25 protein-coding genes and 1 riboswitch are annotated in these 26,632 nt (G+C 71.7%); of the genes, 17 read left to right on the top strand and 8 right to left on the bottom strand.

Annotation, left to right across the window (positions count from 1 at the left end):
* Positions 1-65 precede the first annotated feature (65 nt).
* From ABT154_RS28675 to ABT154_RS28700, 6 genes are all read left to right on the top strand, one after another.
* Entirely contained in the window at positions 66-1,478 is a 1,413-nt protein-coding gene (locus ABT154_RS28675; RefSeq protein WP_351860508.1) for an RsmB/NOP family class I SAM-dependent RNA methyltransferase, read from the top strand.
* 151 nt (positions 1,479-1,629) lie between these two features.
* The gene (gene rpe, locus ABT154_RS28680; RefSeq protein WP_351860510.1) at positions 1,630-2,313 is read left to right on the top strand and encodes a ribulose-phosphate 3-epimerase; all 684 of its coding nucleotides are present in this window, start codon (positions 1,630-1,632) and stop codon (positions 2,311-2,313) included.
* A 174-nt stretch (positions 2,314-2,487) separates the two neighbouring features.
* A complete protein-coding gene (locus tag ABT154_RS28685; protein ID WP_502969610.1) occupies positions 2,488-3,504 on the top strand; it encodes a sugar-binding transcriptional regulator in 1,017 nt (338 codons plus the stop codon).
* 74 nt (positions 3,505-3,578) lie between these two features.
* On the top strand, positions 3,579-4,040 hold the full coding sequence (locus ABT154_RS28690) for a guanyl-specific ribonuclease (RefSeq protein WP_351860512.1): 462 nt from the start codon (positions 3,579-3,581) through the stop codon (positions 4,038-4,040).
* Positions 4,030-4,365 (top strand): barstar family protein, encoded by a 336-nt coding sequence (locus ABT154_RS28695; RefSeq protein ID WP_351860514.1) that lies wholly within the window; start codon positions 4,030-4,032, stop codon positions 4,363-4,365. The genes ABT154_RS28690 and ABT154_RS28695 overlap by 11 nt, the downstream gene beginning before the upstream one ends.
* 101 nt (positions 4,366-4,466) lie before the next feature.
* Positions 4,467-5,909 (top strand): GuaB1 family IMP dehydrogenase-related protein, encoded by a 1,443-nt coding sequence (locus ABT154_RS28700; RefSeq protein ID WP_351860516.1) that lies wholly within the window; start codon positions 4,467-4,469, stop codon positions 5,907-5,909.
* 172 nt (positions 5,910-6,081) lie between these two features.
* Here ABT154_RS28700 and ABT154_RS28705 read toward each other — a convergent pair whose 3' ends face one another.
* Positions 6,082-7,095 carry a GDSL-type esterase/lipase family protein gene (locus ABT154_RS28705; protein ID WP_351860642.1) on the bottom strand — a complete coding sequence of 338 codons (1,014 nt, stop codon included), beginning with the start codon at positions 7,093-7,095 and terminating at the stop codon, positions 6,082-6,084.
* 357 nt (positions 7,096-7,452) lie between these two features.
* Between ABT154_RS28705 and ABT154_RS28710 the strand changes: the two genes are divergently transcribed.
* Positions 7,453-8,943 carry an amino acid permease gene (locus ABT154_RS28710; protein WP_351860518.1) on the top strand — a complete coding sequence of 497 codons (1,491 nt, stop codon included), beginning with the start codon at positions 7,453-7,455 and terminating at the stop codon, positions 8,941-8,943.
* 10 nt (positions 8,944-8,953) lie between these two features.
* Entirely contained in the window at positions 8,954-9,409 is a 456-nt protein-coding gene (locus tag ABT154_RS28715) for an Lrp/AsnC family transcriptional regulator (protein ID WP_015032260.1), read from the top strand.
* A 102-nt stretch (positions 9,410-9,511) separates the two neighbouring features.
* Here ABT154_RS28715 and ABT154_RS28720 read toward each other — a convergent pair whose 3' ends face one another.
* Positions 9,512-10,066, bottom strand: coding sequence for a Repetin (locus ABT154_RS28720; protein ID WP_351860520.1), 555 nt, complete (start codon positions 10,064-10,066; stop codon positions 9,512-9,514).
* Between the two features lie 286 nt (positions 10,067-10,352).
* Here ABT154_RS28720 and ABT154_RS28725 point away from each other — a divergent pair, with 286 nt between their 5' ends.
* Together ABT154_RS28725 and ABT154_RS28730 are read left to right on the top strand one after the other, a co-directional pair.
* The gene (locus ABT154_RS28725) at positions 10,353-11,159 is read left to right on the top strand and encodes a carbon-nitrogen hydrolase family protein (RefSeq protein WP_351860522.1); all 807 of its coding nucleotides are present in this window, start codon (positions 10,353-10,355) and stop codon (positions 11,157-11,159) included.
* A 60-nt stretch (positions 11,160-11,219) separates the two neighbouring features.
* Positions 11,220-12,917: a flavin monoamine oxidase family protein gene (locus ABT154_RS28730; RefSeq protein ID WP_351860524.1), complete on the top strand. Its 1,698-nt coding sequence runs from the start codon at positions 11,220-11,222 to the stop codon at positions 12,915-12,917.
* Positions 12,918-12,981: 64 nt separating this feature from the next.
* On the opposite strand, the gene ABT154_RS28735 is transcribed toward ABT154_RS28730, so the two are convergent.
* The 3 genes from ABT154_RS28735 to ABT154_RS28745 form a co-directional block, all read right to left on the bottom strand.
* Positions 12,982-13,719 (bottom strand): DUF5995 family protein, encoded by a 738-nt coding sequence (locus ABT154_RS28735; protein ID WP_351860526.1) that lies wholly within the window; start codon positions 13,717-13,719, stop codon positions 12,982-12,984.
* 73 nt (positions 13,720-13,792) lie between these two features.
* Positions 13,793-15,193 carry a uracil-xanthine permease family protein gene (locus ABT154_RS28740; RefSeq protein WP_351860528.1) on the bottom strand — a complete coding sequence of 467 codons (1,401 nt, stop codon included), beginning with the start codon at positions 15,191-15,193 and terminating at the stop codon, positions 13,793-13,795.
* Positions 15,194-15,303: 110 nt separating this feature from the next.
* Positions 15,304-16,518, bottom strand: coding sequence for an MFS transporter (locus tag ABT154_RS28745; RefSeq protein ID WP_351860530.1), 1,215 nt, complete (start codon positions 16,516-16,518; stop codon positions 15,304-15,306).
* 106 nt (positions 16,519-16,624) lie between these two features.
* On the opposite strand from ABT154_RS28745, the gene ABT154_RS28750 reads away from it, so the two are divergent.
* A complete protein-coding gene (locus ABT154_RS28750; protein WP_351860532.1) occupies positions 16,625-17,749 on the top strand; it encodes an ROK family transcriptional regulator in 1,125 nt (374 codons plus the stop codon).
* Positions 17,750-17,818: 69 nt separating this feature from the next.
* On the opposite strand, the gene ABT154_RS28755 is transcribed toward ABT154_RS28750, so the two are convergent.
* The 3 genes from ABT154_RS28755 to ABT154_RS28765 form a co-directional block, all read right to left on the bottom strand.
* The gene (locus ABT154_RS28755) at positions 17,819-18,187 is read right to left on the bottom strand and encodes a hypothetical protein (RefSeq protein WP_351860534.1); all 369 of its coding nucleotides are present in this window, start codon (positions 18,185-18,187) and stop codon (positions 17,819-17,821) included.
* Between the two features lie 101 nt (positions 18,188-18,288).
* Entirely contained in the window at positions 18,289-19,050 is a 762-nt protein-coding gene (locus tag ABT154_RS28760) for an SDR family oxidoreductase (RefSeq protein ID WP_351860536.1), read from the bottom strand.
* A 165-nt stretch (positions 19,051-19,215) separates the two neighbouring features.
* Positions 19,216-21,582 carry a chitinase C-terminal domain-containing protein gene (locus ABT154_RS28765; protein WP_351860538.1) on the bottom strand — a complete coding sequence of 789 codons (2,367 nt, stop codon included), beginning with the start codon at positions 21,580-21,582 and terminating at the stop codon, positions 19,216-19,218.
* Positions 21,583-21,824: 242 nt separating this feature from the next.
* Positions 21,825-21,955: riboswitch (FMN riboswitch) on the top strand.
* 175 nt (positions 21,956-22,130) lie between these two features.
* Here ABT154_RS28765 and ribD point away from each other — a divergent pair.
* From ribD to ABT154_RS28795, 6 genes are read left to right on the top strand one after another with little or no spacing between them, the layout of a single operon-like run.
* Positions 22,131-23,204 (top strand): bifunctional diaminohydroxyphosphoribosylaminopyrimidine deaminase/5-amino-6-(5-phosphoribosylamino)uracil reductase RibD, encoded by a 1,074-nt coding sequence (ribD, locus tag ABT154_RS28770; RefSeq protein ID WP_351860540.1) that lies wholly within the window; start codon positions 22,131-22,133, stop codon positions 23,202-23,204.
* 2 nt (positions 23,205-23,206) lie between these two features.
* Complete coding sequence (locus ABT154_RS28775; protein WP_351860542.1) at positions 23,207-23,839, top strand: riboflavin synthase; 633 nt, start codon at positions 23,207-23,209, stop codon at positions 23,837-23,839.
* A gap of 44 nt (positions 23,840-23,883) precedes the next feature.
* Positions 23,884-24,477 carry a nicotinamide mononucleotide transporter family protein gene (locus tag ABT154_RS28780; protein ID WP_351860643.1) on the top strand — a complete coding sequence of 198 codons (594 nt, stop codon included), beginning with the start codon at positions 23,884-23,886 and terminating at the stop codon, positions 24,475-24,477.
* Positions 24,474-25,751 carry a bifunctional 3,4-dihydroxy-2-butanone-4-phosphate synthase/GTP cyclohydrolase II gene (locus ABT154_RS28785; RefSeq protein WP_351860544.1) on the top strand — a complete coding sequence of 426 codons (1,278 nt, stop codon included), beginning with the start codon at positions 24,474-24,476 and terminating at the stop codon, positions 25,749-25,751. The genes ABT154_RS28780 and ABT154_RS28785 overlap by 4 nt, the downstream gene beginning before the upstream one ends.
* A gap of 30 nt (positions 25,752-25,781) precedes the next feature.
* Positions 25,782-26,267, top strand: a complete 486-nt coding sequence (gene ribH / locus ABT154_RS28790) for a 6,7-dimethyl-8-ribityllumazine synthase (RefSeq protein WP_024760819.1) — start codon at positions 25,782-25,784, stop codon at positions 26,265-26,267.
* 35 nt (positions 26,268-26,302) lie between these two features.
* Complete coding sequence (locus ABT154_RS28795; RefSeq protein WP_056566882.1) at positions 26,303-26,584, top strand: phosphoribosyl-ATP diphosphatase; 282 nt, start codon at positions 26,303-26,305, stop codon at positions 26,582-26,584.
* The last annotated feature ends 48 nt before the right edge of the window (positions 26,585-26,632 follow it).

A 26,632-nucleotide genomic window follows, 5' to 3' on the forward strand; every position in this document is an offset into this window, starting at 1 on the left:
GGTGGGGGCGCGGCGGACGTAGGCTTGGGGGGTTCTACCTCTTCATTTCGTCACGCGGAGCACCTTTGAGCGAGCAGGCACGTCGTCGTCCCCACAAGCCCTACCGGCGGCCCCAGAAGGACCCCGTCCGGATGCTCGCCTTCGAGGCGCTGAGGGCGGTGGACGAGCGGGACGCCTACGCGAACCTGGTGCTTCCGCCGCTGCTCAGGAAGGCCCGGGAGAAGGGCGACTTCGACGGGCGTGACGCGGCCCTCGCGACCGAACTCGTCTACGGGACGCTGCGCCGCCAGGGCACGTACGACGCGATCATCTCCGCCTGCATCGACCGGCCGCTGCGCGAGGTCGACCCGCCCGTGCTCGATGTGCTCGCGCTCGGCGCGCACCAGCTGCTCGGGACCCGCATCCCCACCCACGCCGCCGTCTCCGCCAGCGTCGAGCTGGCCCGGGTGGTGCTGGGCGACGGGCGGGCCAAGTTCGTGAACGCCGTCCTGCGGAAGATCTCGGCGCAGGACCTCGACGCCTGGGTGGCGCAGGTCGCCCCGCCGTACGACAAGGACCCCGAGGACCACCTCGCCGTCGTCCACTCGCACCCCCGCTGGGTCGTCTCGGCGCTCTGGGACTCCCTCGGCGGCGGCCGGGCCGGCATCGAGGACCTCCTCGAGGCCGACAACGAGCGCCCCGAGGTCACTCTCGTCGCCCGCCCCGGCCGCTCCACCACCGACGAGCTCGCCGACGCCACCGAGAGCCTGCCGGGCCGCTGGTCGCCGTACGCCGTCCGGATGGCCGAGGGCGGCGAGCCCGGCGCCATCGAGGCCGTGAAGGACGGCCGGGCGGGCGTCCAGGACGAGGGCAGCCAGCTCGTCGCGATCGCCCTCGCCAACGCGCCGCTCGACGGCCCCGACACCCGCTGGCTGGACGGCTGCGCCGGCCCCGGCGGCAAGGCCGCGCTGCTCGCCGCCCTCGCCGCCCAGCGCGGCGCCGCCCTTCTCGCCTCCGAGAAGCAGCCGCACCGCGCCCGCCTGGTCGAGCGCGCCCTCGCCGGCAACCCCGGCCCGTACCAGGTGATCGCCGCCGACGGCACCCGCCCGCCGTGGCGCCCCGGCTCCTTCGACCGGGTCCTGATGGACGTGCCCTGCTCCGGCCTCGGCGCCCTGCGCCGTCGCCCCGAGGCCCGCTGGCGCCGTCGCCCCGAGGACCTGGACGGCTTCGCGCCGCTCCAGCGCGCCCTGCTGACGGAGGCGCTGAGCGCCGTCCGCGTCGGCGGGATCGTGGGGTACGCGACCTGCTCGCCACACCTGGCCGAGACCCGGGTGGTCGTGGACGACGTCCTGAAGAAGGTGGGCGGCGCCGAGCTGATCGACGCCCGTCCGCTGCTGCCGGGCGTCCCCGCGATCGGCGAAGGACCCGACGTCCAGCTGTGGCCGCATCTGCACGGTACGGACGCCATGTACCTGGCGCTGCTCCGCCGGACCGCGTGACCTTCGGGACCCCGGCCCCTTCGACCATCTGACCGCAATCTCCCGGTCCGTCCAGGTCCCGGGCTCGTCGGTTCGTACCGAAATTGGTCTGGACCGGATTCGAAACCGCCGAGCGGCAAAGAAGTGCCCAAGAACGTGGGAGGCTTGGCACATGGCGCAGATCAATCCCAGCATCCTGTCCGCGGACTTCGCCCGGCTCGCCGATGAGGCGAAGGCCGTCGACGGTGCCGACTGGCTGCACGTCGACGTGATGGACAACCACTTCGTGCCCAACCTGACCCTGGGCGTGCCGATCGTGGAGTCGCTCGCCCGGGCGACGGGCACCCCCCTCGACTGCCATCTGATGATCGAGGACCCCGACCGCTGGGCGCCCCAGTACGTCGAGGCCGGCGCCGGGTCGGTCACCTTCCACGTCGAGGCCGCCGCGGCGCCCGTCCGCCTCGCGCGGGAGATCCGGGCCAAGGGCGCGCGGGCCTCGATGGCGCTCAAGCCGGCCACCCCGATCGAGCCGTACGAGGACCTGCTCCCCGAGCTCGACATGCTGCTGATCATGACCGTCGAGCCCGGCTTCGGCGGCCAGGCCTTCCTCGACATCATGCTCCCCAAGATCCGCCGCACCCGTGAGCTGATCTCCAAGCACGGTCTGGAGCTCTGGCTCCAGGTCGACGGCGGGGTCGCCGAGTCCACGATCGAGCGGTGCGCCGAGGCCGGCGCCGATGTCTTCGTCGCGGGCTCCGCGGTCTACGGAGCGGCCGACCCGGCCGCCGCCGTCGCCTCGCTCAGGGCTCGCGCGCGGGCCGCCACGGCGTCCGCCCCCTGGGCGTGTGGCCACTGAGCCTCCGGCGGATGAACGCGGTCCGTCGGGCCGCCGACAGGACTGATCAAGGCCCGCCGGATCTGACAGGATGAACGGCGAGTCCAGAGTGTGAACGACACCGGGTACGAGACACCGGTACGTGAACAGCGACAGCGGTACGTGAACAGCAGTGAGGAGATCGCGGTGGCGGGTATGTCGGCGGGACGATCAGCCCTGCGGATGGGCCCCGCGGAGCTGGTGCAGGCGGCGGCCATGGCCCGCCGCTTCTATCTGGAGGGCAAGTCCAAGATCCAGATCGCCGAGGAGTTCGGCGTGAGCCGCTTCAAGGTGGCCCGGGTGCTGGAGACCGCCCTGGAGCGCGACCTCGTACGGATCGAGATCCGCGTGCCGGCCGAGCTGGACGCCGAACGCTCCGACGCGCTCCGCGCCCGCTACGGGCTCCGCCACGCCGTCGTCGTCGAGTCCCCGGCGGAGGGCGAGGACGAGTCGCCCGACCCGGAGAACCTCGGCGAGGTCGCGGCCGACCTGCTCGGCGAGCTGGTCACCGAGGGAGACGTGCTGGGCCTGGCCTGGGGCCGCTCCACCATCCACATGGCGGCCGCCCTCGACCGGCTGCCCCCGTGCACCGTCGTCCAGCTCACCGGGGTGTACGACGCAGGCACCGCCGAGCGCGGCTCCGTCGAGGCGGTCCGCCGCGCGGCCCAGGTCTCCGGCGGCGAGGCCCACCCGATCTACGCCCCCATGCTGCTGCCCGACCCGGCGACGGCGGCCGCGCTGCGCAGCCAGACCGGCATCGCGCGGGCCTTCGAGTACTTCGACAAGGTGACCGTCGCCTGCGTCTCCATCGGCTCCTGGGAGCCGGGCATCTCCACGGTCCACGACATGCTCTCGGACGAGGAGCGCGCCCACTACGCCTCGCTCGGCGTCGCCGCCGAGATGTCCGCACACCTCTTCGACTCCGAGGGGCGCCGCGTCGGCCGTGACCTGGGCGAGCGCTGCATCACCGTCGAGGCGGACCGGCTGCGCCGGATCCCCGAGGTCGTGGCCATCGCCGGCGGCCAGCGCAAGGCGGCTGCGATCGGCGCGGTGCTCCGCTCCGGCCTCGTCACCAGCCTGGTGACCGACCGCGCCGCCGCGGACTACCTGCTCACCGACTCCAGCCCGGGTACACACCCGGCGCTCGACCGGGCGGACCCGGACGGCAGCTGAACGCGGCAGCCGTCGATCCACGCGAGCGACACCGCCGAGGGGCCGGAGCCATCCCGTAACGATATGTTCGGGGAATGCTGCTCCGGCCCCTGCGCGTGCTCCTCGCGCTCGTCCTCTCCTTCTTCCTGGCCGGGTCCCTCGCCGGCTGTTCCACGGCGGGCGGCGACGCCCAGCCCGGACCCACGCACGGAGCCACCCGCTCCGCCGCCGTGCCCACCGGTACCCCCGGCGTCCCCACCGGCACCTCCGGCCTTCCCGTCGTCCGGGCCGCCGACCTGCCGCCCGAGGCCCGGAAGACCCTCGACCTGATCGCGCGCGGCGGACCCTACCCGTACGCCAAGGACGGCACGGTCTTCTCGAACTTCGAGCGGGTCCTTCCACGCAAGGAGCGCGGCTACTACCACGAGTACACGGTGAAGACCCCCGGCGAACGCGACCGGGGCGCCCGCCGGATCGTCACCGGGCGCAGCGGTGAGACCTACTGGACCGACGACCACTACGAGACCTTCCGGGAGGTGGTCGCGGATGGGCATTGACGACTCCGTCGTCCTCGATCTGAGCGGCGTCACCGACAAGGCCGCCCTGATGGACCGGTGCGCCGCCGCGCTCGCCCTGCCCTCGTGGTTCGGCCGCAACTGGGACGCCCTCGCCGACTCCCTCACCGACCTGCCCGAGCCGGTCGCCCTCGTGGTCACCGGCTGGCAGGAGTACGCGCGGGTCCGCCCGCAGGAGTGGCGTACCGCCCAGGAGGTCTTCGCCACGGCCGTCGACGAGCGCCCCACCCGGCTCGCCGTCCTCCTCTCCCTCGGGGGATCTTCGGAGGATCCGACGAAGCACCTGTCGCGAGGCTCGGAGGATTAGCCCGGGACTGGTATTCGTACACCCGTGGGAGAATGAACTACGTGCTTTTTCCCCTGGCTGAAATGCCTAGGGGCCGATCCGAACGACTGGGATGTCAGCACGTGCGTTTCCTCAATGACGTCAAGCCGCCCTACGACCTGACGTACGACGATGTGTTCATGGTGCCGAGCCGCTCGGCCGTCGGTTCCCGCCAGGCGGTGGACCTCTCCTCACCGGACGGGACCGGGACCACGATCCCGCTGGTCGTGGCCAACATGACCGCCGTCGCCGGCCGCCGCATGGCCGAGACCGTCGCCCGTCGCGGCGGGATGGTCGTCATTCCGCAGGACATCCCGATCGAGGTCGTCACCGACGTCATCGCCTGGGTCAAGAGCCGTCACCACGTGCTCGACACCCCGATCGTCCTGGAGCCCCACCAGACCGTCGCCGACGCGCTCTCCCTGCTGCCGAAGCGGGCCCACGACGCCGGTGTCGTCGTCGACGAGAACCGGCGCCCGATCGGTGTCGTCACCGACGCCGACCTGTCCGGTGTGGACCGCTTCACCCAGCTCTCCGAGGTCATGTCCAAGGACCTGCTGCTCCTGGACGCGGACATCGACCCGCGCGAGGCGTTCAACACGCTCGACTCCGCCAACCGCCGCTACGCCCCCGCGGTCGACGCCGACGGCAAGCTGGTCGGCATCCTGACCCGCAAGGGCGCGCTGCGCGCGACCCTCTACACCCCCGCCGTCGACGCCAAGGGGCAGCTGCGCATCGCGGCCGCCGTCGGCATCAACGGCGATGTCGCGGGCAAGGCCAAGCAGCTGCTCGACGCGGGCGTGGACACGCTCGTCATCGACACCGCGCACGGCCACCAGGAGTCGATGATCAGCGCGATCCGGACCGTTCGGGCGCTCGACCCGCAGGTCCCGATCGTCGCGGGCAACATCGTCGCCGCCGAGGGCGTCAAGGACCTCATCGAGGCGGGCGCCGACATCATCAAGGTCGGCGTCGGCCCCGGCGCCATGTGCACCACCCGCATGATGACCGGCGTCGGCCGCCCGCAGTTCTCGGCCGTCCTGGAGTGCGCCGCCGAGGCGAAGAAGTACGGCAAGAACGTCTGGGCCGACGGCGGTGTCCGTCACCCGCGCGACGTCGCCATGGCGCTCGCCGCCGGTGCCTCGAACGTGATGATCGGCTCCTGGTTCGCCGGTACGTACGAGTCCCCGGGCGACCTCCAGCAGGACGCCAAGGGGCGTGCGTACAAGGAGTCCTTCGGCATGGCCTCGGCCCGCGCCGTCCGCAACCGCACGAGCGACGAGTCCTCGTACGACCGCGCCCGCAAGGCGCTGTTCGAGGAGGGCATCTCCACCTCGCGGATGTTCCTCGACCCGGCCCGTCCGGGCGTCGAGGACCTGATCGACTCGATCATCGCGGGCGTCCGCTCCTCCTGCACCTACGCCGGTGCCGGCTCGCTCGCCGAGTTCGAGGAGAAGTCCGTCGTCGGCATCCAGTCCGCCGCGGGCTACGCCGAGGGCAAGCCGCTGCACGCCAGCTGGAGCTAGGGCCGGTCGTCACAATCCCGTCGTCGCCCGTGGAGCAGGCGGGGAGTTTGACGACAGGCCGGTCCCGTCACGCCGTGACGCCGTGGGCCCCCGGGAGAACCCTCCCGGGGGCCCACGGCGTTCCCGTACGGTCGGCGCGTGGACCGTGGAGACCGTACGGGGATCAGGTCCGTCAGGTCCCTGACGGCGCCGGCCGGCCGGCGGGCACGTACGGCCGCAGGGCCTCCGCCACCGCCGTCGCGATCCTGGCGTGGCCCCGGTCGTCCGGGTGCAGCCCGTCCGCCAGGTGCTCCGGGCCCAGCAGCGGGCGTCCCGGGAGGACGTGGAGGCCCGTGTCGCCCTCGGCGGCCAGGTCCCGCCCCGCGCGCTCCATCGCCCCGCGCAGGTCCGTCAGGGTCGCGCCGAGGGCGTTGCGGGTGTGCTCCGCCTCCGGGCGCAGAACGGGCGAGACGATCAGCAGGGGCGTGTCCGGGTGGCCCCGGCGGACCAGACCGACGAAGGCCCGGACGGTGGCGTACAACCAGTCCGCCGTCGCGGGCACCGTGGACCAGCAGTTGGTGCCGAAGGCGAGGGTGATGAGCTCGCCTTCGAGCCGCGCCACATGCTCGGCGAGCGGGAGTTCGCCGCGCGCCCCGCCCGCGTACCCGAGGTTGACCGGGTCGAGGCCGAGGAGCCGTCCCGCCGTCGCGGGCCAGGAGTGGGCGGGCCGGGTCGACCACCAGCCCTCGGTGATCGAGTCGCCGTGGACGAGCCAGCGGGGCCGGGCCGGAGCGGGCGAGAGCGCCCCGCCGAGGGCCCGCAGGGCGAGCGGGACGGGTGCCTGGCCCTCCGGGAGGTGCACGGCGAAGACGCCGCCGCCCGGCGGCAGCGGGAGGGTGACGGTGGCCTCAGCAGCGGGGGCGGCACAGGTCTCGCCGACCAGCCGGGTGCCGCTCCAGAGGGCGAAGCAGTGGCGCAGCCCGGCCAGTGGGTCGCCCGGACCGGGAAGGTCCGCCCGGTAGCGCAGCAGCACCGCGCGCGTGCCGGGGGCCGCCGTGAACTCGATGCGTACGCCGATGGGCAGCGCGGCGCGTGCGGCGATGTCCCGGGGGAGCCGTTCCAGATCGGCGGGATCGGCGCGCACGGGGCGGTTCCCGTGGAGCCAGGCCGTGCCGCGCAGGAAGGGTGCGGGGTCGAGCCAGCCCACCCGGGCCTCCGTTCGTGGGGTCGTCTCGTCGGGCGTCGAGGGCTCGCAGCGTGGGTCATCGGACACGAGGAGTCAATGCGCGCGCGTGGACCCGTTCACACCCCCCATGTGTGGATTCATGCGGGGGAGCGCAATGTTTCCCCGTCTGTGTGGCAAGCGCGCAATGATCATCCGGTACTGCGCAACAACCCTGCATTACGAGTGCGAACCCCTGCCCCTTAGGCTCATGCCCCGTACCAGGAGTGGCGGTGACCGCCTGCTCGGCGGTTCCCCCTTCCCCATGTGGGCTGACTTGTCATGCCCGCGTACCGCCGCGGTCCCCGCTCCGCCTACAGGCAGCGATAAGGAGCCTCCGCAGTGCTGGATCACGGTGCAGCCCCACCGGTCGACGAAACGGCCGTCCGCACGACCTCCCCCCTCAGTGCACTCACCCGGCGCAAGCCGGTGGAACGGCTGGTCACGGAGGGTGGGCAGGGTGAAGGCGGCAGTCTCCGTCGCTCGCTCTCCATGTGGCAGCTGACCATGATCAGCATCGGTGCCACGCTCGGCACGGGCATCTTCGTGGTCCTCGGCGACGCCGTCCCGAAGGCCGGCCCCGCAGTCACCGTCGCCTTTGTGATCGCCGGCCTCACGGCCCTCTTCTCCGCGCTCTCGTACGCCGAACTGGCCGGCTCCATACCGGTCGCCGGCTCCTCGTACTCGTATGCGTACGCAACGATGGGCGAACTCGTCGCCTGGGTATGCGGCTGGTGCCTGGTCCTGGAGTACGGCGTCTCCGTCGCCGCCGTGGCCGTCGGCTGGGGCGAGTACCTCAACGAACTGCTCGACGGGACCATCGGGGTCACCATCCCCGAGGTGCTGTCGTCGGCGCCCGGCGAGGGCGGGGTCATCAACCTGCCCGGCCTGATCGTCGTGATGCTCGCCATGGTGTTCCTGCTCGGCGGCGCCCGCGAGTCCGCCGTCGTCAACACGATCATGGTCGCGGTGAAGATCGTCACCCTGGTGATCTTCTGCGCGATCGGCTTCATGGGCTTCAAGTCCGGCAACTACAAGGACTTCATGCCGCTCGGCATGACCGGCGTCGGCGCCGCGAGCGCCACCCTGTTCTTCTCCTACATCGGATTCGACGCCGCATCCACGGCCGGCGAGGAGGCGAAGAACCCCAAGCGCGACCTACCCCGCGCGATCATGCTCTCGCTGCTCATCGTCACCGTCCTCTACGTCCTGGTCGCCGCCGTCGCGGTCGGGGCGTGGGACTGGAAGGCGTTCGAGGGCTCCGAGGCCACGCTCGCGGCGATCATGAACGACGTCACCGGGCAGACCTTCTGGGGCACCATGCTCGCCGCCGGCGCGGTCATCTCCATCGCCAGCGTCGTCCTCACCGTCCTCTACGGCCAGACCCGGGTGCTCTTCGCGATGTCCCGCGACGGCCTCGTGCCCAAGGTCTTCGGCAGGGTCAGCCGCAAGACCGGCACCCCGCGCGTGAACACCGTCATCGTGTCGCTCTTCTGCGGCCTGCTCGCCTCGCTCATCCCGCTGGGCAAGCTCGTCGACGCCACCAGCATCGGCACCCTCTTCGCCTTCGGCCTGGTGAACATCGCGGTCATCGTGCTCCGCTACACCCGCCCCGACCTGCCGCGCACCTTCAAGGTGGCGCTCGGGCCGGTCTTCCCGGTCCTCGGTTTCGTCTTCTGCGCCTACAACATGTTCAGCCTCGACGCCATCACCTGGGTGGTCTTCGGTTGCTGGATGGCCGCCGGGCTCGTGTTCTACTTCCTGTACGGAATGCGCCGCTCCCGACTGGCCACGGCGGCGCCCGCGGAACCAGCGGTATCGACAGAGAAGTGATCCACCCGTAGTGCGACTCAACGACCTCGACGAACGCATCGTCCACGCCCTCGCGGAGGACGCCCGCCGCAGCTACGCCGATATCGGCTCGCTCGTCGGACTCTCCGCGCCCGCCGTGAAACGGCGCGTGGACCGGCTCCGGGCCGAGGGCGCCATCACCGGTTTCACCGTACGGGTGGACCCGGCGGCCCTCGGCTGGGAGACCGAGGGCTTCGTCGAGATCTACTGCCGCCACAACACCTCGCCGGACGACATCCGGCGGGGTCTGGAGCGGTACCCCGAGGTGGTGTCCGCGTCGACCGTCACCGGTGACGCGGACGCCGTCGTCCAGGTCTTCGCCTCGGACATGCGCCACTTCGAACGCGTCCTGGAGCGGATCGCGGGCGAGCCGTTCGTGGAGCGCACCAAGTCCGTCCTGGTGCTCTCGCCGCTGCTGCGGCGCTTCTCCTCGGGCTCGCCCGCGTAAGCCCGCACAGGGGTCAGGGGCCGGGGTGGTGCGGGCCGTGGTTCCCGCACCGCCCTTCGCCCGCCCACCCCCGTGGGGCGGTCTGTTCGGTCCCGTCCGGGACTATTCGGTCGGGTACTCCAGCTTCCACGGCAGCACATGGAAGTCGCCCGTTCCGGCCTGCACCTGCTCGAAGGGCGCGGAGCTGAGGCACGGCGGAACCTCCAGGTTCGTATCGCGCCCGACCCAGCTGTAGCCGAGCCGGTCCCGCTTGCCGTCGTCGTGCACCGAGATCCCGACCCGCTTGTTCCGGAAGGCGTCCACGTCGGTCTCGGTGACGACACCCGTCACCACCGCCACCCTGCCCCCCGTGGTGAGGCAGTCGACCTTCGCCACCGCGTAGCCGCCCTTCCCGTCCTTGTAGTGGCTGAACCGGAAGGTGCCGGTCGCGGCCTGCGGATCCTTGTTGTCCTTCGCCGCCAGATGCGCGTCGAATCCGAACGTGATGTCGTCCCCGGCCGGCCGGTACAGCTTGGCCGTCCCGGTCAGCGCGGCGGCCTCCCGGACACCACCGTCCCCGTGCCCGGTGTCTCCCCCCGCGGCGGCGGCGATGCCCCCGGCCCCCAAGGTCAGCAGTACGGCGACGGCTACGGCGACGGTCTTCGTGCGACGGTTCATCGTGGTCCCTCTCGGCAGGCCGTCCGGCAGGTCTTCCGGACGAGGACCACTCTTCCGCGCGGCCCCCGCCGGGTCGTCGCGCCGGAGAACGGTCCTCGTCTCCGCCGCGCGGCGGGGGAGCCGTACACCCCCGGGCGGAGCCCCGCGCAACGAATCGCCGCCGCCCAGGCCGATCGCGCAACGGTTCGACGGTCGGTCCGCAACGCTGCCTCCTTGTCCCGAAGGAGTGCGGAACCGTACCGTTTTTGACGTCTTCCCCCTCCGCTCCGACCTCCGAGGACCGCCCATGCCCGCGCTGCGCACCGCCCTGCTCCAGAGCTCCGGTGAGCTCGGTGACGTGGCCGCCAACCTCAAGATCCTCGACGAGGCCGCCGCCCGCGCCGCCGCCGCCGGAGCGGGCCTGCTGCTCGCCCCCGAGCTCTTCCTCACCGGGTACGCCATCGGTGACGACATGGCCCGACTGGCCGAGCCCGCCGACGGCCCCTCCGCCCGCGCCGTCGCGGCCGTCGCCGTGCGCCACGGGCTGGCCGTCGGCTACGGCTACCCGGAGCGGAACACCGAGCGCCACGGAGTCCTCCACAACTCCGCCCAGCTCATCGGCGCCGACGGCGTCCCGCTGGCGAACTACCGCAAGACCCACCTCTTCGGGGGCTTCGAGTCGAAGTGGTTCACCCCCGGTGACCGGGCGGTCGTCCAGACGGAGATCGAGGGGATCACCGTCGGCATGATGATCTGCTACGACGTCGAGTTCCCCGAGAACGTGCGGGCACACGCGCTGGCCGGCACGGAACTCCTCCTCGTACCGACCGCGCTCATGCACCCCGCCGAGATCGTGCCGCTGTCCGTGGTGCCGGTCCGCGCCTTCGAGAACCAGCTCTACATCGCGTACGCCAACCGCACCGGCCCCGAGGGCGACTTCGAGTTCGTCGGCCTCTCCACCCTGGCCGGGCCCGACGGCACCGCCCGCGCCCGCGCCGGACGCGGCGACGACCTCGTCGTCGGCGATGTCGACACGGCCTTCCTCGCGGCCTCCCGCGCGGAGAACCCCTACCTCCGCGACCGGCGGCCCGGCCTCTACGGCCCCCTCGTCTGAGCCGTCCCCGAGCTTCCCGACCTGCCTCTTTCTTTTTTGCGTGCAAGGAGTCCGTACCCCATGACGTCCACGGTGCCCACGACCGCCGTCCCCCACAGCGACGGCCAGCCGCCGATCACCATGTTCGGTCCGGACTTCCCGTACGCCTACGACGACTTCCTGGCCCACCCGGCCGGACTCGGCCAGATACCGGCCACCGAGCACGGCACCGAGGTCGCCGTCATCGGCGGCGGGCTCTCCGGCATCATCGCCGCGTACGAGCTGATGAAGATGGGCCTCAAGCCCGTCGTCTACGAGGCCGACCAGATCGGCGGCCGGCTGCGCACCGTCGGCTTCGAGGGCACCGCCACCGAGGGACTCACCGCCGAGATGGGCGCCATGCGCTTCCCGCCCTCGTCGACCGCCCTCCAGCACTACATCGACCTGGTCGGCCTGGAGACCACGCCGTTCCCGAACCCGCTGGCCGAGTCGACCCCGTCGACCGTCGTCGACCTCAAGGGCGAGTCGCACTACGCCACCACCGTCGACGACCTCCCGCAGGTCTACCGCGATGTGATGAACGCGTGGAACGCCTGTCTGGACGAGGGCGCCGACTTCTCCGACATGAACCAGGCCATGCGCGAGCGCGACGTCCCGCGCATCCGCGAGATCTGGGCGAAGCTCGTCGAGAAGCTCGACAACCAGACCTTCTACGGCTTCCTCTGCGAGTCCGAGTCCTTCAAGTCCTTCCGGCACCGTGAGATCTTCGGCCAGGTCGGCTTCGGCACCGGCGGCTGGGACACCGACTTCCCCAACTCCATCCTGGAGATCCTCCGCGTCGTCTACACCGAGGCGGACGACCACCACCGCGGCATCGTCGGCGGCTCGCAGCAGCTGCCGGTGCGCCTCTGGGAGCGCGAGCCGCAGAAGATCATCCACTGGGCGCAGGGCACCTCCCTCAGCTCCCTCCACGAGGGCGCCCCGAGGCCTGCCGTGACCCGGCTCAACCGGACCGCCGGCAACCGGATCACCGTCACGGACGCCTCCGGCGACATCCGTACCTTCCCGGCGGCGATCTTCACCGCGCAGTCCTGGATGCTGCTCTCCAAGATCGCCTGTGACGACTCGCTCTTCCCGATCGACCACTGGACGGCGATCGAGCGGACCCACTACATGGAGTCGTCGAAGCTGTTCGTGCCCGTGGACCGGCCGTTCTGGCTGGACAAGGACGAGGACACCGGCCGGGACGTCATGTCGATGACGCTGACCGACCGGATGACCCGCGGCACCTACCTCCTGGACGACGGCCCGGACAAGCCGGCCACCATCTGCCTCTCGTACACCTGGTGCGACGACAGCCTGAAGTGGCTGCCGCTGTCAGCGAACGAGCGGATGGAGGTCATGCTGAAGTCGCTCGGCGAGATCTACCCGAAGGTCGACATCCGGAAGCACATCATCGGCAACCCGGTCACGGTCTCCTGGGAGAACGAGCCCTACTTCATGGGCGCCTTCAAGGCGAACCTGCCCGGTCACTACCGCTACCAGCGGCGTCTGTTCACCCACTTCATGCAGGACCGGCTGCCCGAGGACAAGCGGGGCATCTTCCTCGCGGGCGACGACATCTCCTGGACGGCCGGCTGGGCCGAGGGCGCGGTGCAGACGGCGCTCAACGCGGTCTGGGGCGTGATGCACCACTTCGGCGGCGGCACCGACGCCACCAACCCGGGCCCGGGCGACCTGTACGACGAGATCGCCCCGGTCGAGCTGCCGGAGGACTGATCCCGGCCACCGGCTCCCGGCCGCTGCCGGGAGCCGGTGGCATCCGGGCCGGGGCCGAGCGGTATCAGGGCCAGGTCAGAGGTGTGAGCAGCATCCGCCCCACCAGGCCGACCGACCGGTCGAGGCGTTCCGTGAACTCCTCGGCCAGTTCGGGAAGCCCGCGCAGCTGCCACAGCGAGCGCGCCGCGAGCCAGGCCCCGTCCCTGGCCCGGTCCAGGCTCCAGCAGCCGAGCAGATGGGTGAGCGGGTCCGCGATCTCCAGGAGGTCCGGACCCGGCATCAGTTCCTCCCGGATGCGCTCCTCCAGGAGGTCCAGGATGTCGCCGACCCGGTCGAACTCGTCCTCCAGGTCGGCGGGCGCGCACTCCAGGTCGCGGCAGGCGTCGACGACCGCGAGCGCCAGGTCGTGGCCGATGTGGGCGTTGATCCCGGCGAGCGCGAACTGCAGCGGCCGTACGCCGGGGTGGCGCCGGTAGTGGAAGAGGGGCCGCCAGCAGGCGGGGGCGGGGCCGCCGCTCGCGACGGCGTCGACCGCGGAGAGATAGCGCTGGGCGAACCGTACGTCCAGGGTGGTGGCGGCCCGCCGGTCGGCGAAGCCGCCCGCCTCGATGGCGTGGCCGATCTCCTCGGTCACGGTCAGATAGACCCGGTTGAAGACGGCGACCCCGTCGGCCGGATGCCAGGCGGAGCGCAGCGCCCGCAATCGGTCCACGACGGGGTCGACCGCCAGGAACGGCCCGAGCTGCTGCCCGATCCGCTCGTTCCTCGCGAGCCGCTGTCCGATCTGCTGGGTCTGCGCCATGGGGGCAGGCTCCCAGCAGCCGGGCCACCGGGGGAACGTTCCGGGCCAGGCTTCCCCAGAACGGGCGAATCACTCAGTTCTTCGACGTCGGGGCCTCGTCGGACGTGCTCTCGTACGAGCTGGTGCCGGAGTCGAGCAACGGCTCCTGCTGCTTGAGGTGGGCCGGGGCGAAGGCGCGCAGCACGTGGTAGCCGGTGATGACGACGATCGTGCCGAGGGCGATGCCGCCCAGTTCGAAGCTGTCGGTGAAGGTCAGCTTCACCCCACCGACGCCGATGATGATGCCCGCGGCGGCCGGGACCAGGTTGAGCGGGTTGCGCAGGTCGACCTTGGCGTTGATCCAGATCTGGGCGCCGAGAAGGCCGATCATGCCGTAGAGGATCACGGTGATGCCGCCGAGGACACCGCCGGGGATGGCGGCGACGACCGCGCCGAACTTCGGGCAGAGGCCGAAGAGCAGGGCGAAGCCGGCGGCGGCCCAGTAGGCGGCCGTCGAGTAGACCCGGGTGGCGGCCATGACGCCGATGTTCTCGGAGTACGTGGTGTTCGGCGGGCCGCCGACGGCCGTCGACAGCATCGAGGCGGCGCCGTCGGCGGCGATCGCGGTGCCGAGCTGGTCGTCCAGGTTGTCACCGGTCATCTCGCCGACGGCCTTCACGTGCCCGGCGTTCTCGGCGATCAGGGCGATGACGACGGGCAGCGCGACCAGGATCGCGGACCACTCGAAGCTGGGGCCGTGGAACGAGGGCAGACCGATCCAGTCGGCCTTGGACACACCGGAGAGGTCGAGCCGCCAGTGGTCGGTGACCTGGCCGCCCGGGGAGACCGAGTGGATCTTGCCGAAGACGAGGTCGAACACCCAGGAGATGCCGTAACCGAAGACCAGGCCGAGGAAGATCGCGATCCGCGACCAGAAGCCGCGCAGACAGACGACGGCGAGACCCGTGAACAGCATCACGAGGAGGGCCGTCCACTGGTCCTGCGGCCAGTACGTCGACGCCGTGACCGGGGCCAGGTTGAAGCCGATCAGCATGACCACGGCGCCGGTCACCACCGGCGGCATCGCCGCGTGGATGATCCGCGCGCCGAACTTCCGTACCGCGAGACCGGCGAGGAAGAGCACCGCGCCGACCACGAGGACCGCGCCGGTCACGGTGGCACTGGTGCCGCCGGAGGCGCGGATCGCGGCGGCGACGCCGACGAAGGAGAGCGAGCAGCCCAGATAGGAGGGGACGGTGCCGCGGGTCGCGAGGAGGAAGATCACGGTCGCGACGCCCGACATCATGATCGCCAGGTTCGGGTCCAGGCCCATGAGGACCGGGGCGACGAAGGACGCCCCGAACATCGCGACCACGTGCTGGGCGCCGAGGCCGACCGTACGGGGCCAGGTGAGCCGTTCGTCCGGGCGGACGACGGCTCCGGGAGCGGGTGTCTTCCCGTCGCCGTGCAAGGTCCAGCGCACGCCGAGGTTCATGAGGTCGCTCCCGTTCTACGGTTCCGGCGGCCGTGTCATGACCGCAAAAGATCAGCCATATGGTATGCGCCGCCGGAGGGTGCGGAGACGCGACCGCCTCCCCTCTCGCTCTACGCGACCGGACCCGAGGCCTTCTCGGGCGCGGGCGTCTTCGCCGCCGTCTCCCGCCCGCCGGACCTGAGCACCCCCGCGCCGAGCACCAGCCCCAGGGTGAGCAACGTGACCAGGCCGAACGAGAGCACCAGGGAGGTCGCGTCGGCGATGCCGCCGATCGCCGAGGGCGCGATGAGCCCCGAGGTGTACGTGATGGTGGCGACGCCCGCGATGGCCTGGCTGGGGTTCGGGCCGCTGCGCCCGGCCGCGGCGAAGGCGAGCGGGACGACGACCGCGACCCCGAGCCCGATCAGACCGAATCCGGCCATGGCGACGGCGGCGTGCGGGGCGAGGACGACCATGACCCCGCCGAGGGTGGCGACGACGCCCCCGACCCGTACGGTACGGGCCGCGCCGAAGCGGTCCACCACCCGGTCGCCGGCCAGCCGCGCCACGGTCATCGTCAGCGCGAAGGCGGTCGTGGAGGCCGCCGCGGCACCGGCGGAGCCGCCCAGCTCGTCCCGGAGGTAGACGGCCGACCAGTCGAGGCTGGCGCCCTCGGCGAACACCGCGCAGAAGCCGACCGCGCCGATGATCAGCGCGGACTTCGGCGGCAGCGAGAAGCGCGGCGGCGGCTCCTCGTCCGGGGTGCTGTGGATGTCGAGCACGCCCTGGCAGAAGAGCAGTCCGAGCGCGGTGAGGACCAGGGCGGCGATCAGGTGGTGGACACGGGCGTCGCCGCCGAGGTGGGCGGCGACCGTGCCGGCGGCGGAGCCGATGAGGGCGCCCGCGCTCCACATGCCGTGCAGGCTGGACATGATGGACCTGCCGAGCCGGTTCTCGGTCTCGACCCCGAGCGCGTTCATGGCGACGTCGGACATGCCCGCGGTGGCGCCGTACACGAAGAGCGCGCCGCACAGGCCCCAGATGTTCGGGGCGAGCGAGGGCAGGGTCAGCGCGAGCGTCCACAGGGCGAGCAGTCCGCGCAGCGCCGTGCGGGCGCCGAAGCGGTGGGAGACGGCCCCGGCGAGCGGCATGGCCAGGGAGGCGCCGAGCGCGGGGAAGGCGAGCGCGAGCCCGAGCTGTCCGGCGCTGACGCCCGCGTGCTCCTGGATCCAGGGGATGCGGGTGGCGAAGCTGCCGGTGACCGCGCCGTGGACGCAGAAGACGGCGGCGACGGCGAAGCGCGCCCGCCGCAGGCGTTCGGTGCTGGTGACGGTCTCCGCCGCCATGGGTCCTCCCCGGGTCGTGGTGTGGCGCGTAAACTATCAGGAACCCTGCCTGATAAATAGCCCACAGGATGGGCCCCCGCCGGGACGCGTCTGAGAGGATCGCCGCATGGCCGCATCCCCGAGCACCGCACGAGCCATCAACGACCGGTTCGCCCTGCGACTGCTCCAGGACGAGGGCCCGTTGACGGCCACTCAGCTCAAGACCCTCACCGGACTCTCCCGCCCCACCGTCGCCGATCTCGTCGAACGGCTCCAGGGCTCCGGGCTCATCCATGTCGTCGGGGAGTCCGGAGCCGAGCGGCGCGGCCCCAACGCCAAGCTGTACGGGCTCGTCGCCGACCGCGCGCACCTCGCCGCCCTCGACGTCCGTACCCGCTCGGTCTCCGTCACCGTCGCCGACCTGCTGGGCACCACCCTCGCCGAGGCCTCCGTCCCCGTCGGGGACGGCAGCGGCACCGGCGCCGCCGTCGAGAAGGCGGTCACCCTGCTGGAGCGGACCGTCAAGGAGGCCTGCGCCGACCGGCTGCACAGCGTCGCCGTCGGCGCGCCCGGCCTCATCGACCCGGCCACCGGCGAACTGCGCGACTCCTCGGGGCTGCCCGCCTGGCACCGGCGCCTCGTCGGCGTCCTCCAGGAACGGCTGCCCGCCCACGTCCTCGTCGAGAACGAGACCAACCTCGCCGCCGTCGCCGAACTGCGCGAGGGCGCGGCCCGCGACCGCGAGGACTTCGTCCTGCTCTGGCTCGGCCAGGGCGTCGGCGCCGCCGTCGTCCTCGACGGGCGGCTCCGCCGCGGCGCCTCGGGCGGCGCCGGCGAGATCGGCTTCCTGCCGGTCCCCGGCACCTCGGGGCTGCCCTCGGCCACCGGCTGCGACGGCGGCTTCCACGAGCTGGCCTGCGCGGGCGCCGTCCACACCCTCGCCGCCGCGCACGGCCTCGACCCTGCCGGGGCGCTCGCCTCGGGCCACGGCCCCTTCCTCGACGCCCTCGCCCACCGCCTCGCCGTCGGCACGGCCGCGGTCGTCTCCGTCCTGGACCCCGGCTGCGTGGTCCTCGGCGGTGAGACCGGCCACCAGGGCGGCGCCGAACTCGCCGCCCGCGTCGAGTCGGCCCTCGCGACCCTGTCGCCGCTCCGCACCCAGGTCCGGGCGACCGAGCTGGGCGACGCGGCGGTCCAGCGCGGCGCACTGCTGCGCGCCAGGGACGCGGCACAGGAAGCGCTGTTCCCGTAGGCCGGGGACTCCGGGGCCGGACCGCGAGGCCGGGTGTGGCCTCGGCGTTCTCCGGTGTCCAGGCGCCGGTCACCCCCGCGGCACGGTCGCCCGCACGGTGTCCTGCCCGGGGGTGGTGGTGAGCTGAAGCACCCGGGCACCGGGTGACGACACGACCTCGGCGCCCTGGGTCTCGACCCGGTAGCCGCCGGGGTAGTTGCTCTGCGGCAGGAACACCTCGGTCACGGCGCCCGGGGCGAACGGCTGACCGGAATCGGCGCGGCGGGCGCTGTACCGGAGGGTGAACGTCCCCGTCGCGCTGTCGTACTGCCGCTGCTCCGGGGTGCCCGCGACGGCACGGGGACAGGGCCGCACGATCGACGGGTCCATCAGATGGGGGCCGGTCGGCGGCTCCTGGGGATGGTGCGGCGTCTGGTCCTGCGGCTGGGACCAGAACATCCCGTGTCGGGCGAGCGACGGCCGGAACGAGATTTCGCCGCTGTCTCCTCCGCCAGGCGAGCCGCTGTTCGCCCGCCGGCCCCTCCGGCCCGGCCCAGCCGCTAGTCGCCCGCCGTCTCCTCCGGTCCGCCGAACCGGCGTGCCAGGAACTCGTCGAAGGTCACCCGGCCCACCGCGCGGTCCGGCGCCAGGTGCCCGCCGCGCCGCAGCCCCCGGTAGGTGCCACCCGGCAACGGCACCTCCAGGAGGCGGCGCCGGCGTCCGCTCGCCCGCAGGTAGGAGCGGGCCAGCTCGGCGAAGGTGCGGATCTCCGGGCCGCCCATGTCCTCCACCCGGCCCGCCGGAGGCCGCGCGGCCAGCTCGGCGAGGCGCGCCGCCGCCTCCGTCACCTCCAGCGGCTGGTCCCGGACGTCCCGGGGAAGCAGCATGACGGGCGGCTTGGCGAGGCCCTGGAGCAGCCGCAGGACCAGGTCGTGGAACTGGGTGGCCCGCAGCAGCGTCCAGCCGATGCCCGAACCCTGGATCATGCGCTCCACGGCGTACTTGGTCCGGTAGTAGCCGAGCGGCACCCGGTCGACGCCGACGATCGAGATGTACAGCAGGTGCGGCACGTCGGCCCGCCGGGCGGCCTCGATCAGGAGTCGGGCGGCCTCCTTGTCCCCGCGCGGGATGTTGCTGCAGTGGACGACCGCGTCCGCCCCGTCGACGGCCCGGTCCAGGAGCGGTCCGCCCCGGCGCAGGTCGACCGCGTACGGCGGTGAGTGTCTGCTGAGGACCCGTACCTCGTGGCCGTCCGCGCGCAGCAGCTCACAGACGGGCCGGCCGAGGGTGCCGGTGCCACCGGTCACCAGGATCGTCCCCATGCCTCCAGCCTGCCGCCACGGGCGCGGGAACGCGACCGCGCCGCGCCCCGGACAGGGAAGCGCGGCGCGGCGGGGGCCCGGCGGCGGCAAGGGCCGTGAGTGTCCGCCGCCGGGGATCTTCATCGGGGGTGCCTCAGCGGTGCGTCAGCGTGCCCCGGTGGTCGCTCAGCAGGTGCCGAGGTCCTTCCAGACGCCCCAGTCGCCGGTCGTGCCCGGCTCCTCGTTCTGCGTCCACCACTGGGCCTTCCACTTGTGGCCCTTGTGGGAGACCTCGTTGCCCGCGTTGTAGACCGAGCCCGCCACGTACGCAGGGGCGGTGCAGCCCGTGGGCGGCGTCGTCGGAGGCGTGGTCGGGGGAGTCGTCGGCGGGGTCGTGGGCGGGGTGGTCGGCGGCGTCGTCGGCGGCGTCGTGGAGCCCGGCTCCACCACCGTCGTGCCGCGCGCCAGGTCACCGGCGAGGGCGTACGTCGTGCCGTTGAAGTTCACCGTCCAGTTGGAGGGGGTGGACACCGGCAGGTAGTAGTTGAACGCCAGGTCGACCGTCGCGCCCGGGGCCAGCGACTGCCAGGCCGGGAGCTTCAGGGAGACGCGGTGGAAGTCGCCCTTCAGGCCGCCCACGTTGCTGCCCGTGTGGTCGCTGCTGATCACCTTGGTGCCGAAGCCCGACTGGTCGGAGGCGTTCGCCGGGGCCGAGGTCCCGTAGTCGAACTGGAACTCCGTGCCGCCCGGCAGTGCCGTCGCCGTGTTGTTGGTGATCTTGATCTTCGGGGTGATCGGGTAGTTCGAGTCGCCCAGCTTGAACTCGGTGAACTGGGCGTCGATCTTCACGGCCTGCGTCGGCAGCGTCGCGTTGGACTTCTTCGCGCCGTACGGGGTGGCCGCCTTGAACTTGTCGTACATCAGCGAGGTGAGCGTCGAGCCCATCTCGTACTGGCCCTTGGTGGCGTTCCAGGCGTAGTCACCGGCCATCTCCCAGACCATGGTGCCGCCGATGCCCTTGTTCACGACGTAGTCGGCCTTGGCGGCCACCGACTGCTCGTCCTCGGTGGAGAGGAAGACCTTCTTCTGCGCGTTCCACAGCCACGGCGCGACCAGCGTCGAGTCGTACTTGCGGGCGTAGGTGCCGGTCAGGGTGGTGTTCGCCGGGAAGCCGTACTGCGTGACGTAGTCGCCGACGATCCCCTTCTCGAGGTTCTTGGCGTGCCACATCGGGTTGGACCCCGCGGGCGACTCGACACCGTTGGTGTCCTTGTCGTGCCAGAGGTTGTCGATGCCGGTGGCGCCGTCACCGCACTTGGTCAGACCCGCGCCGGCCGGGCAGGTGGTCGCGGAGGCCTTGCCCCACAGGCCGTCGGTGCCGCCCTGCACGTTCTTGTGACCGCGGGTGTAGTACGGCAGGCCGATGTTGATGCGGCCGGCCGGCATCGAGCCGCGGAAGTAGTGGTAGGCCCAGTCGGTGTTGAGGTAGCCGATGTTGCCGTACTGCGCCGATCCGTAGACGTTGGCCGCGGCGAGTTCGCCGTCCTTGCCGTCGTCGAAGAGGGAGGCGTTGGGACCGACGTACTCGTTCCAGGCGCCGTGCAGGTCGTAGGACATGATGTTGACGTAGTCCAGATACTTCTGCGTCTGGAAGGTCTCCATGCCCCGCAGCAGGTAGCCGGAGGAGGGGGCGGCGACGGTCAGCAGGTAGTGCTTGCCGTCGGCGGCGCCGGCCACGTCCAGCTTCTCGCGCAGGGACTTCATGAGGGCGGCGTAGCCCTGGACGAGTCCGGCCCGGCGCGCGTTGGCGAGCTGCCAGTCGAGCGGGTTCCCGGCGTCCTTCATGGTCGTCGGGTACTCGTAGTCGATGTCGACGCCGTTGAAGCCGTACGTGCGGATGAAGTCGACGGACGACGCGGCGAAGGTGTCGATCCCGGCCTGGTTGACCGAACCGTCGGCGTTGGTGGCCATCGAGTAGAAGCCGCCGGAGTTGACCCGGTCACCGTTGTCCGCGAAGTAGCCGCCGGTCTCGGCCCAGCCGCCGACCGAGATCAGCGTCTTCACGTTCGGGTGCTGCTTCTTGAACTTGTTGAGCAGGTTGAAGTGGCCCTTGTAGGCGTACGAGGGGTCCATCTCGGCACCCGCGACACCGGGCCAGGTCATCCCGGTGGCGGCGTTGTTCGGGCCGTCCGTGCCGACGGAGAGCTTGTTGTCGGAGCCGATGTGGCCGAAGGCGTAGTTGATGTGGGTGATCTTCTCCCACGGGATGTCCTTGGCCAGGTACGCGGGCTGGCCGTTCTTGCCGTCGCGCCAGCCGGTGAAGTAGCCGATGACCCGGCGCTGGTGGTCCGCGCCCATCTTCTCGCGGCCCTCGGTGTCGTAGACCGAGCAGTAGGGGACGTCGACGCCCGGGGTCTTGTAGAGCCCGTCGGGGCGACAGGACTCGTTGTCGGCGGCGTACGAGACGCCGCCTGCGAGCGAGCTGAGGAGCAGTCCGGCGACGGCCGCGCCGGAGGCGAGCAGCGAGGCTCTTTTCGTGGTGGGGGACAACACGATCGGGTCCTCCTGGGGAGGTCGTAATACACAACGAACAAGGGGGTGGGTCGTGTTGGGCCCGTGGAGTGCGCACCCCGCCGGACCGTTCCTCGGAGGTGACACGGAGATTAAGAGGACTAGACCAGTGCGTCAATAGGTCTGGACCAAAGAGGGATTCTGTGGAAGTCTGTGAGCCAGACCACAGGAACTCGGTCACGTCGCCCCGTGCGGGCCGTGGCACACTGGCCCTGTATCAGCAGCAGCGCACTCCGGGGTCGGTGTAATTCCGAACCGGCGGTATAGTCCGCGACCCGTCCGCAAGCCAGCGGCCGGTTGACCAGGTGAGATTCCTGGACCGACGGTGAAAGTCCGGATGGGAGGCAGTGCGCGGCGGGCGACCCCTGTCAGGGGTGTGCCGGCCGTACGTCCGCTGGTCCGCCGTATCGACCCCTCGATCGGCGTACCCGGAGGACGCGGCCTCGGCGCACCCTGCGCGAGGCGTCTTCCCGCTCTCTGTCGTCATCGACAGGCCCCGGAGTCCGTGCCCGAAGAGGCAGGAGGACCCGGTGGCCCAGCAGGCCGACATCACCGCCATGCGACGCGCCGTCGAACTCGCCGCACGCGGTCTCGGCGCCACCAGCCCCAACCCCGTCGTCGGATGCGTCATCACCGACGCCTCGGGCCACCCGGTCGGTGAAGGCTTCCACCGGCGCGCCGGCGGCCCGCACGCCGAGGTGCACGCCCTGCGCGAGGCAGGCGTCCTCGCCCGCGGCGGCACCGCCTACGTCACCCTCGAACCCTGCAACCACACCGGCCGCACCGGCCCCTGCGCCCAGGCCCTGATCGAGGCCGGGGTCAGCCAGGTCGTCTACGCGGTCGGCGACCCGAACCCGCAGGCCACCGGCGGCGCAGACACCCTGCGCGCGGCCGGCGTCACCGCCGTGCAGGGCCTCCTGGCGGACGAGGCCGAGGCGGTCAACATCGCCTGGCTCACCTCCGTACGCCACGGCCGCCCCTTCGTCCGCTGGAAGTACGCCGCCACCCTCGACGGCCGGATCGCCGCCGCCGACGGCACCTCCCGCTGGATCACCTCCGCCGAGTCCCGCGCCGACGTCCACCGGCTGCGCGCCGAGGCCGACGCCGTCGTCGTCGGCTCCGGCACCGCCCGCACCGACGACCCCCACCTGGCCGTACGCGGGATCGAAGGCGCCGTGCAGCCCCTGCGCGTCGTCGTCGACACCGAAGCGACCGCCGTGAAGCCCGGCGCCCGGGTTCTCGACGACGCCGCGCCCACCCTGATCGCCGTCGCCGAGGACGCCGAGACCACCCTCACGGACGTCGTACGCCTCCCCAGGGCCGAGCGCGGCCTCTCCGTACCCGCCCTCCTGGACGCCCTCCACGCGCGCGGTGTCCGCTCCGTACTCCTCGAAGGCGGCCCCACCCTCGCGGGCGCCTTCGTCGCCGCGGACGCCGTCGACCAGGTCGTCGGCTACCTCGCCCCCGTCCTCCTCGGCGCGGGCCCCGCGGCCCTCGCCGACGCGGGAATCAGCACCATCACCGACGCGTTGCGGCTCGACATCACCGAGACCACCCGCATCGGAACCGACCTCCGCATCACCGCCACCCTCAAGGGAGCCTGACCGTGTTCACCGGAATCGTCGAAGAACTGGGCGAGGTCGTCGCCGTCGAGCAGCTGGAGGACGCCTCCCGCTTCCGACTGCGCGGCCCCCTGGTCACGGAAGGCGCCCAGCACGGCGACTCCATCGCCGTCAACGGTGTCTGTCTCACGGTCGTCGAGTTCGGCCACGGCGAGTTCACCGCCGACGTCATGGCCGAGACCCTCAAGCGGTCCAGCCTCGGCGCCCTCGGAGTCGGCTCCCGCGTCAACCTGGAGCGGCCCATGGCCCTCGGCGGACGGCTCGGCGGACACATCGTCCAGGGCCACGTCGACGGCACCGGCACCATCCTGGAGCGGACCCCGTCCGAGCACTGGGAGCTGGTCAGGGTCGGCCTGCCCGCCCACCTCTCCCGGTACGTCGTCGAGAAGGGCTCGATCACGGTCGACGGCGTCAGCCTCACCGTCGTCGAGGTCGCCGACGACTGGTTCACCATCAGCCTCATCCCCACCACGCTCGATCTGACCACACTCGGCATCAAGCAGTCCGGCGACCCGGTCAACCTCGAAGTGGACGTCATCGCCAAGTACGTCGAGCGACTGCTCGGCACCGACGCGGGCCCCACCGCCGGCACCGACGCCAAGGAGAACGAGAAGTGAACTGGCTCAACTCCGAGGCGTTCACCGTCTTCGGCCAGCACATCATGTGGTCGGACATGATCGGCAACACGATCGGCCTCATAGCCCTCGCGCTCGGCTGGCGCCGCTCCATCCTCACCTGGCCCGCCCAGCTGCTCTCCGGCGTCATCCTCGTCGGCGCCTACGCCTCCGCCCACCTCTCCGGCGGCGTCGGCAAGCAACTCCTCGTCATCGGCGTCGCCGCCTGGGGCTGGTGGCAGTGGAACCGGGGCCGGCAGCGGGCCCAGGACGGCTCCATCGCCGTCCGCTTCGCCACCTGGAAGGAGCGCGGCCTGCTCCTCGGGGGCGCGGCCCTCGGCACCCTCGCCGTCGGCGGCCTCTTCACGCTCTACCCGTCACTCTCCTGGAGCCCCTGGGCCGACGCGTACATCTTCGTCGGCACCCTCGTCGCGATGATCGCCCAGGCCCGCGGCCTGGTCGAGTTCTGGTTCGCCTGGCTCCTCGTCGACCTCGTCGGGGTCCCGCTCGCCTTCAACAGCGGCCTCGCCTTCTCCGGCCTCGTCTACGTCATCTACTTCGCCCTGGTCATCTGGGGCATGCGCGACTGGTGGCTCCGGACGCGCACCGCCCCCGCCGCTCTGGAAGGAGCCCACGCATGAGTGCGCTGCCGATCTGGGACGCCACCGACCTCGCCCTCGACCCCGTCGAACAGGCCGTCAGGGACATCGCCGCCGGCCGCCCCGTCGTCGTCGTCGACGACGAGGACCGCGAGAACGAGGGCGACCTCGTCATCGCCGCCGAGAAGGCCACCCCCGAGGTCGTCGCCTTCATGATGAGCGAGTGCCGCGGCCTGATCTGCGCCCCCATGGAGGGCGAGGAGCTGGAGCGCCTCCAGCTCCCGCAGATGGTCGAGCACAACACCGAGTCGATGCGCACGGCCTTCACCGTCTCCGTCGACGCGGCCCCCGCCCACGGCGTCACCACCGGCATCTCCGCCGCGGACCGCGCCACCACCCTGCGGATGCTGGCGAGCGGTCACCACGAGCCCGCCGACTTCGTCCGCCCCGGCCACATCTTCCCGCTCCGCGCCAAGCCCGGCGGCGTCCTCGTCCGCAACGGCCACACCGAGGCCGCCGTCGACCTCGCCCGTCTCGCCGGCCTCCGCCCGGCGGGAGCCATCGTCGAGATCGCCGGCGAGGACGGCGTCATGCTGCGCCTGCCCGAACTGGTCCCCTTCGCCCGCAAGCACGGCCTCACGATCATCTCCATCGAGGACCTGATCGCCTACCGGCGCTCCGCCGAGCCGACCGTCCGCCGCGAGGCCGAGGTCCAGCTCCCCACCGCGCACGGCGACTTCACCGCGTACGGCTACCGCTCCACCGTCGACGGCGTCGAGCACGTCGCCCTCGTCCACGGCGAGGTCGGCGACGGCGACGACGTCCTCGTCCGGGTCCACTCCGAGTGCCTCACCGGCGACATCTTCCACTCGCTGCGCTGTGACTGCGGCCCCCAGCTCCAGGCCTCCATGGACCGGATCACCGAGGCCGGCCGCGGCGTCGTCGTCTACCTCCGGGGCCACGAGGGCCGCGGCATCGGCCTGCTCTCCAAGCTCCGCGCGTACGAGCTCCAGGAGCAGGGCCGCGACACCCTCGACGCCAACCTGGAACTCGGCCTCCCCGCCGACGCCCGCGACTACGCGGCAGGCGCGCAGATCCTGGCCGACCTCGGCGTCCGCAGTCTGCGCCTGATGACCAACAACCCCGACAAGATCGACGCCCTGACCCGGCACGGCCTGACGGTCGAGGGCCGCGAGCCCATGCCGGTCACGGCCGGGGAGCACAACCTCCGCTATCTGCGCACCAAGCGGGACCGGATGGGCCACGACCTGCCCTGGCTCGACGGCTCCCCGGCCTCCACCTGCGGCAACCAGTAATCCCGTACGCACGAATCGTCTAGGAGAGACATGAGCGGCAAGGGCGCACCCGTCCTCAGCGTGAAGAACTGCGGCGACCTCCGGGTCGCGGTCATCGCGGCGCAGTGGCACGAGAAGATCATGGACGGCCTCGTCGACGGCGCCCTGCGCGCCCTGAGCGAGCTGGGCATCGACGAGCCCACCCTGCTCCGCGTCCCCGGCAGCTTCGAGCTCCCGGTCGTGGCGAAGGTCCTCGCCGGGCGCGGCTACGATGCCATCGTGGCCCTCGGCGTCGTCATCCGCGGCGGAACCCCGCACTTCGAGTACGTGTGCCAGGGCGTCACCCACGGCCTCACCCAGGTCTCGATCGACACCGGCGTACCCGTCGGATTCGGCGTCCTCACCGTCGACAACGAGGAACAGGCCCTCGACCGGGCCGGCCTCGAAGGCTCCTCCGAGGACAAGGGCCACGAGGCCGTCACCGCCGCCGTCGCCACCGCCACCACGCTGCGCACGGTCAGCGAACCCTGGCGCTGAGTGCGCGACCCTCACCCCGTACTCTTAGGACCATCATGGCGAACAAACCCTCAAAGAGTTTCGAAGAGCTCTTCGCCGAGCTCAAGCTCAAGGCCGAGACCGGCGACCCGGCCACCTCCCGTACCGCGGAACTGGTGGACAAGGGTGTCCATGCCATCGGCAAGAAGGTCGTCGAAGAGGCCGCCGAGGTCTGGATGGCCGCCGAGTACGAGGGCAAGGAAGCCGCCGCCGAGGAGATCTCGCAGCTGCTGTACCACGTCCAGGTGATGATGGTCGCCCGCGGGATCTCGCTCGACGACGTCTACGCCCACCTCTGAGCACGACTTTTCGGTCTCCCCACCACTCCCAGGCAAAGGAAGCTCACC

The organism is Streptomyces sp. NPDC001728, assembly GCF_040297565.1.
Lineage (GTDB): Bacteria > Actinomycetota > Actinomycetes > Streptomycetales > Streptomycetaceae > Streptomyces.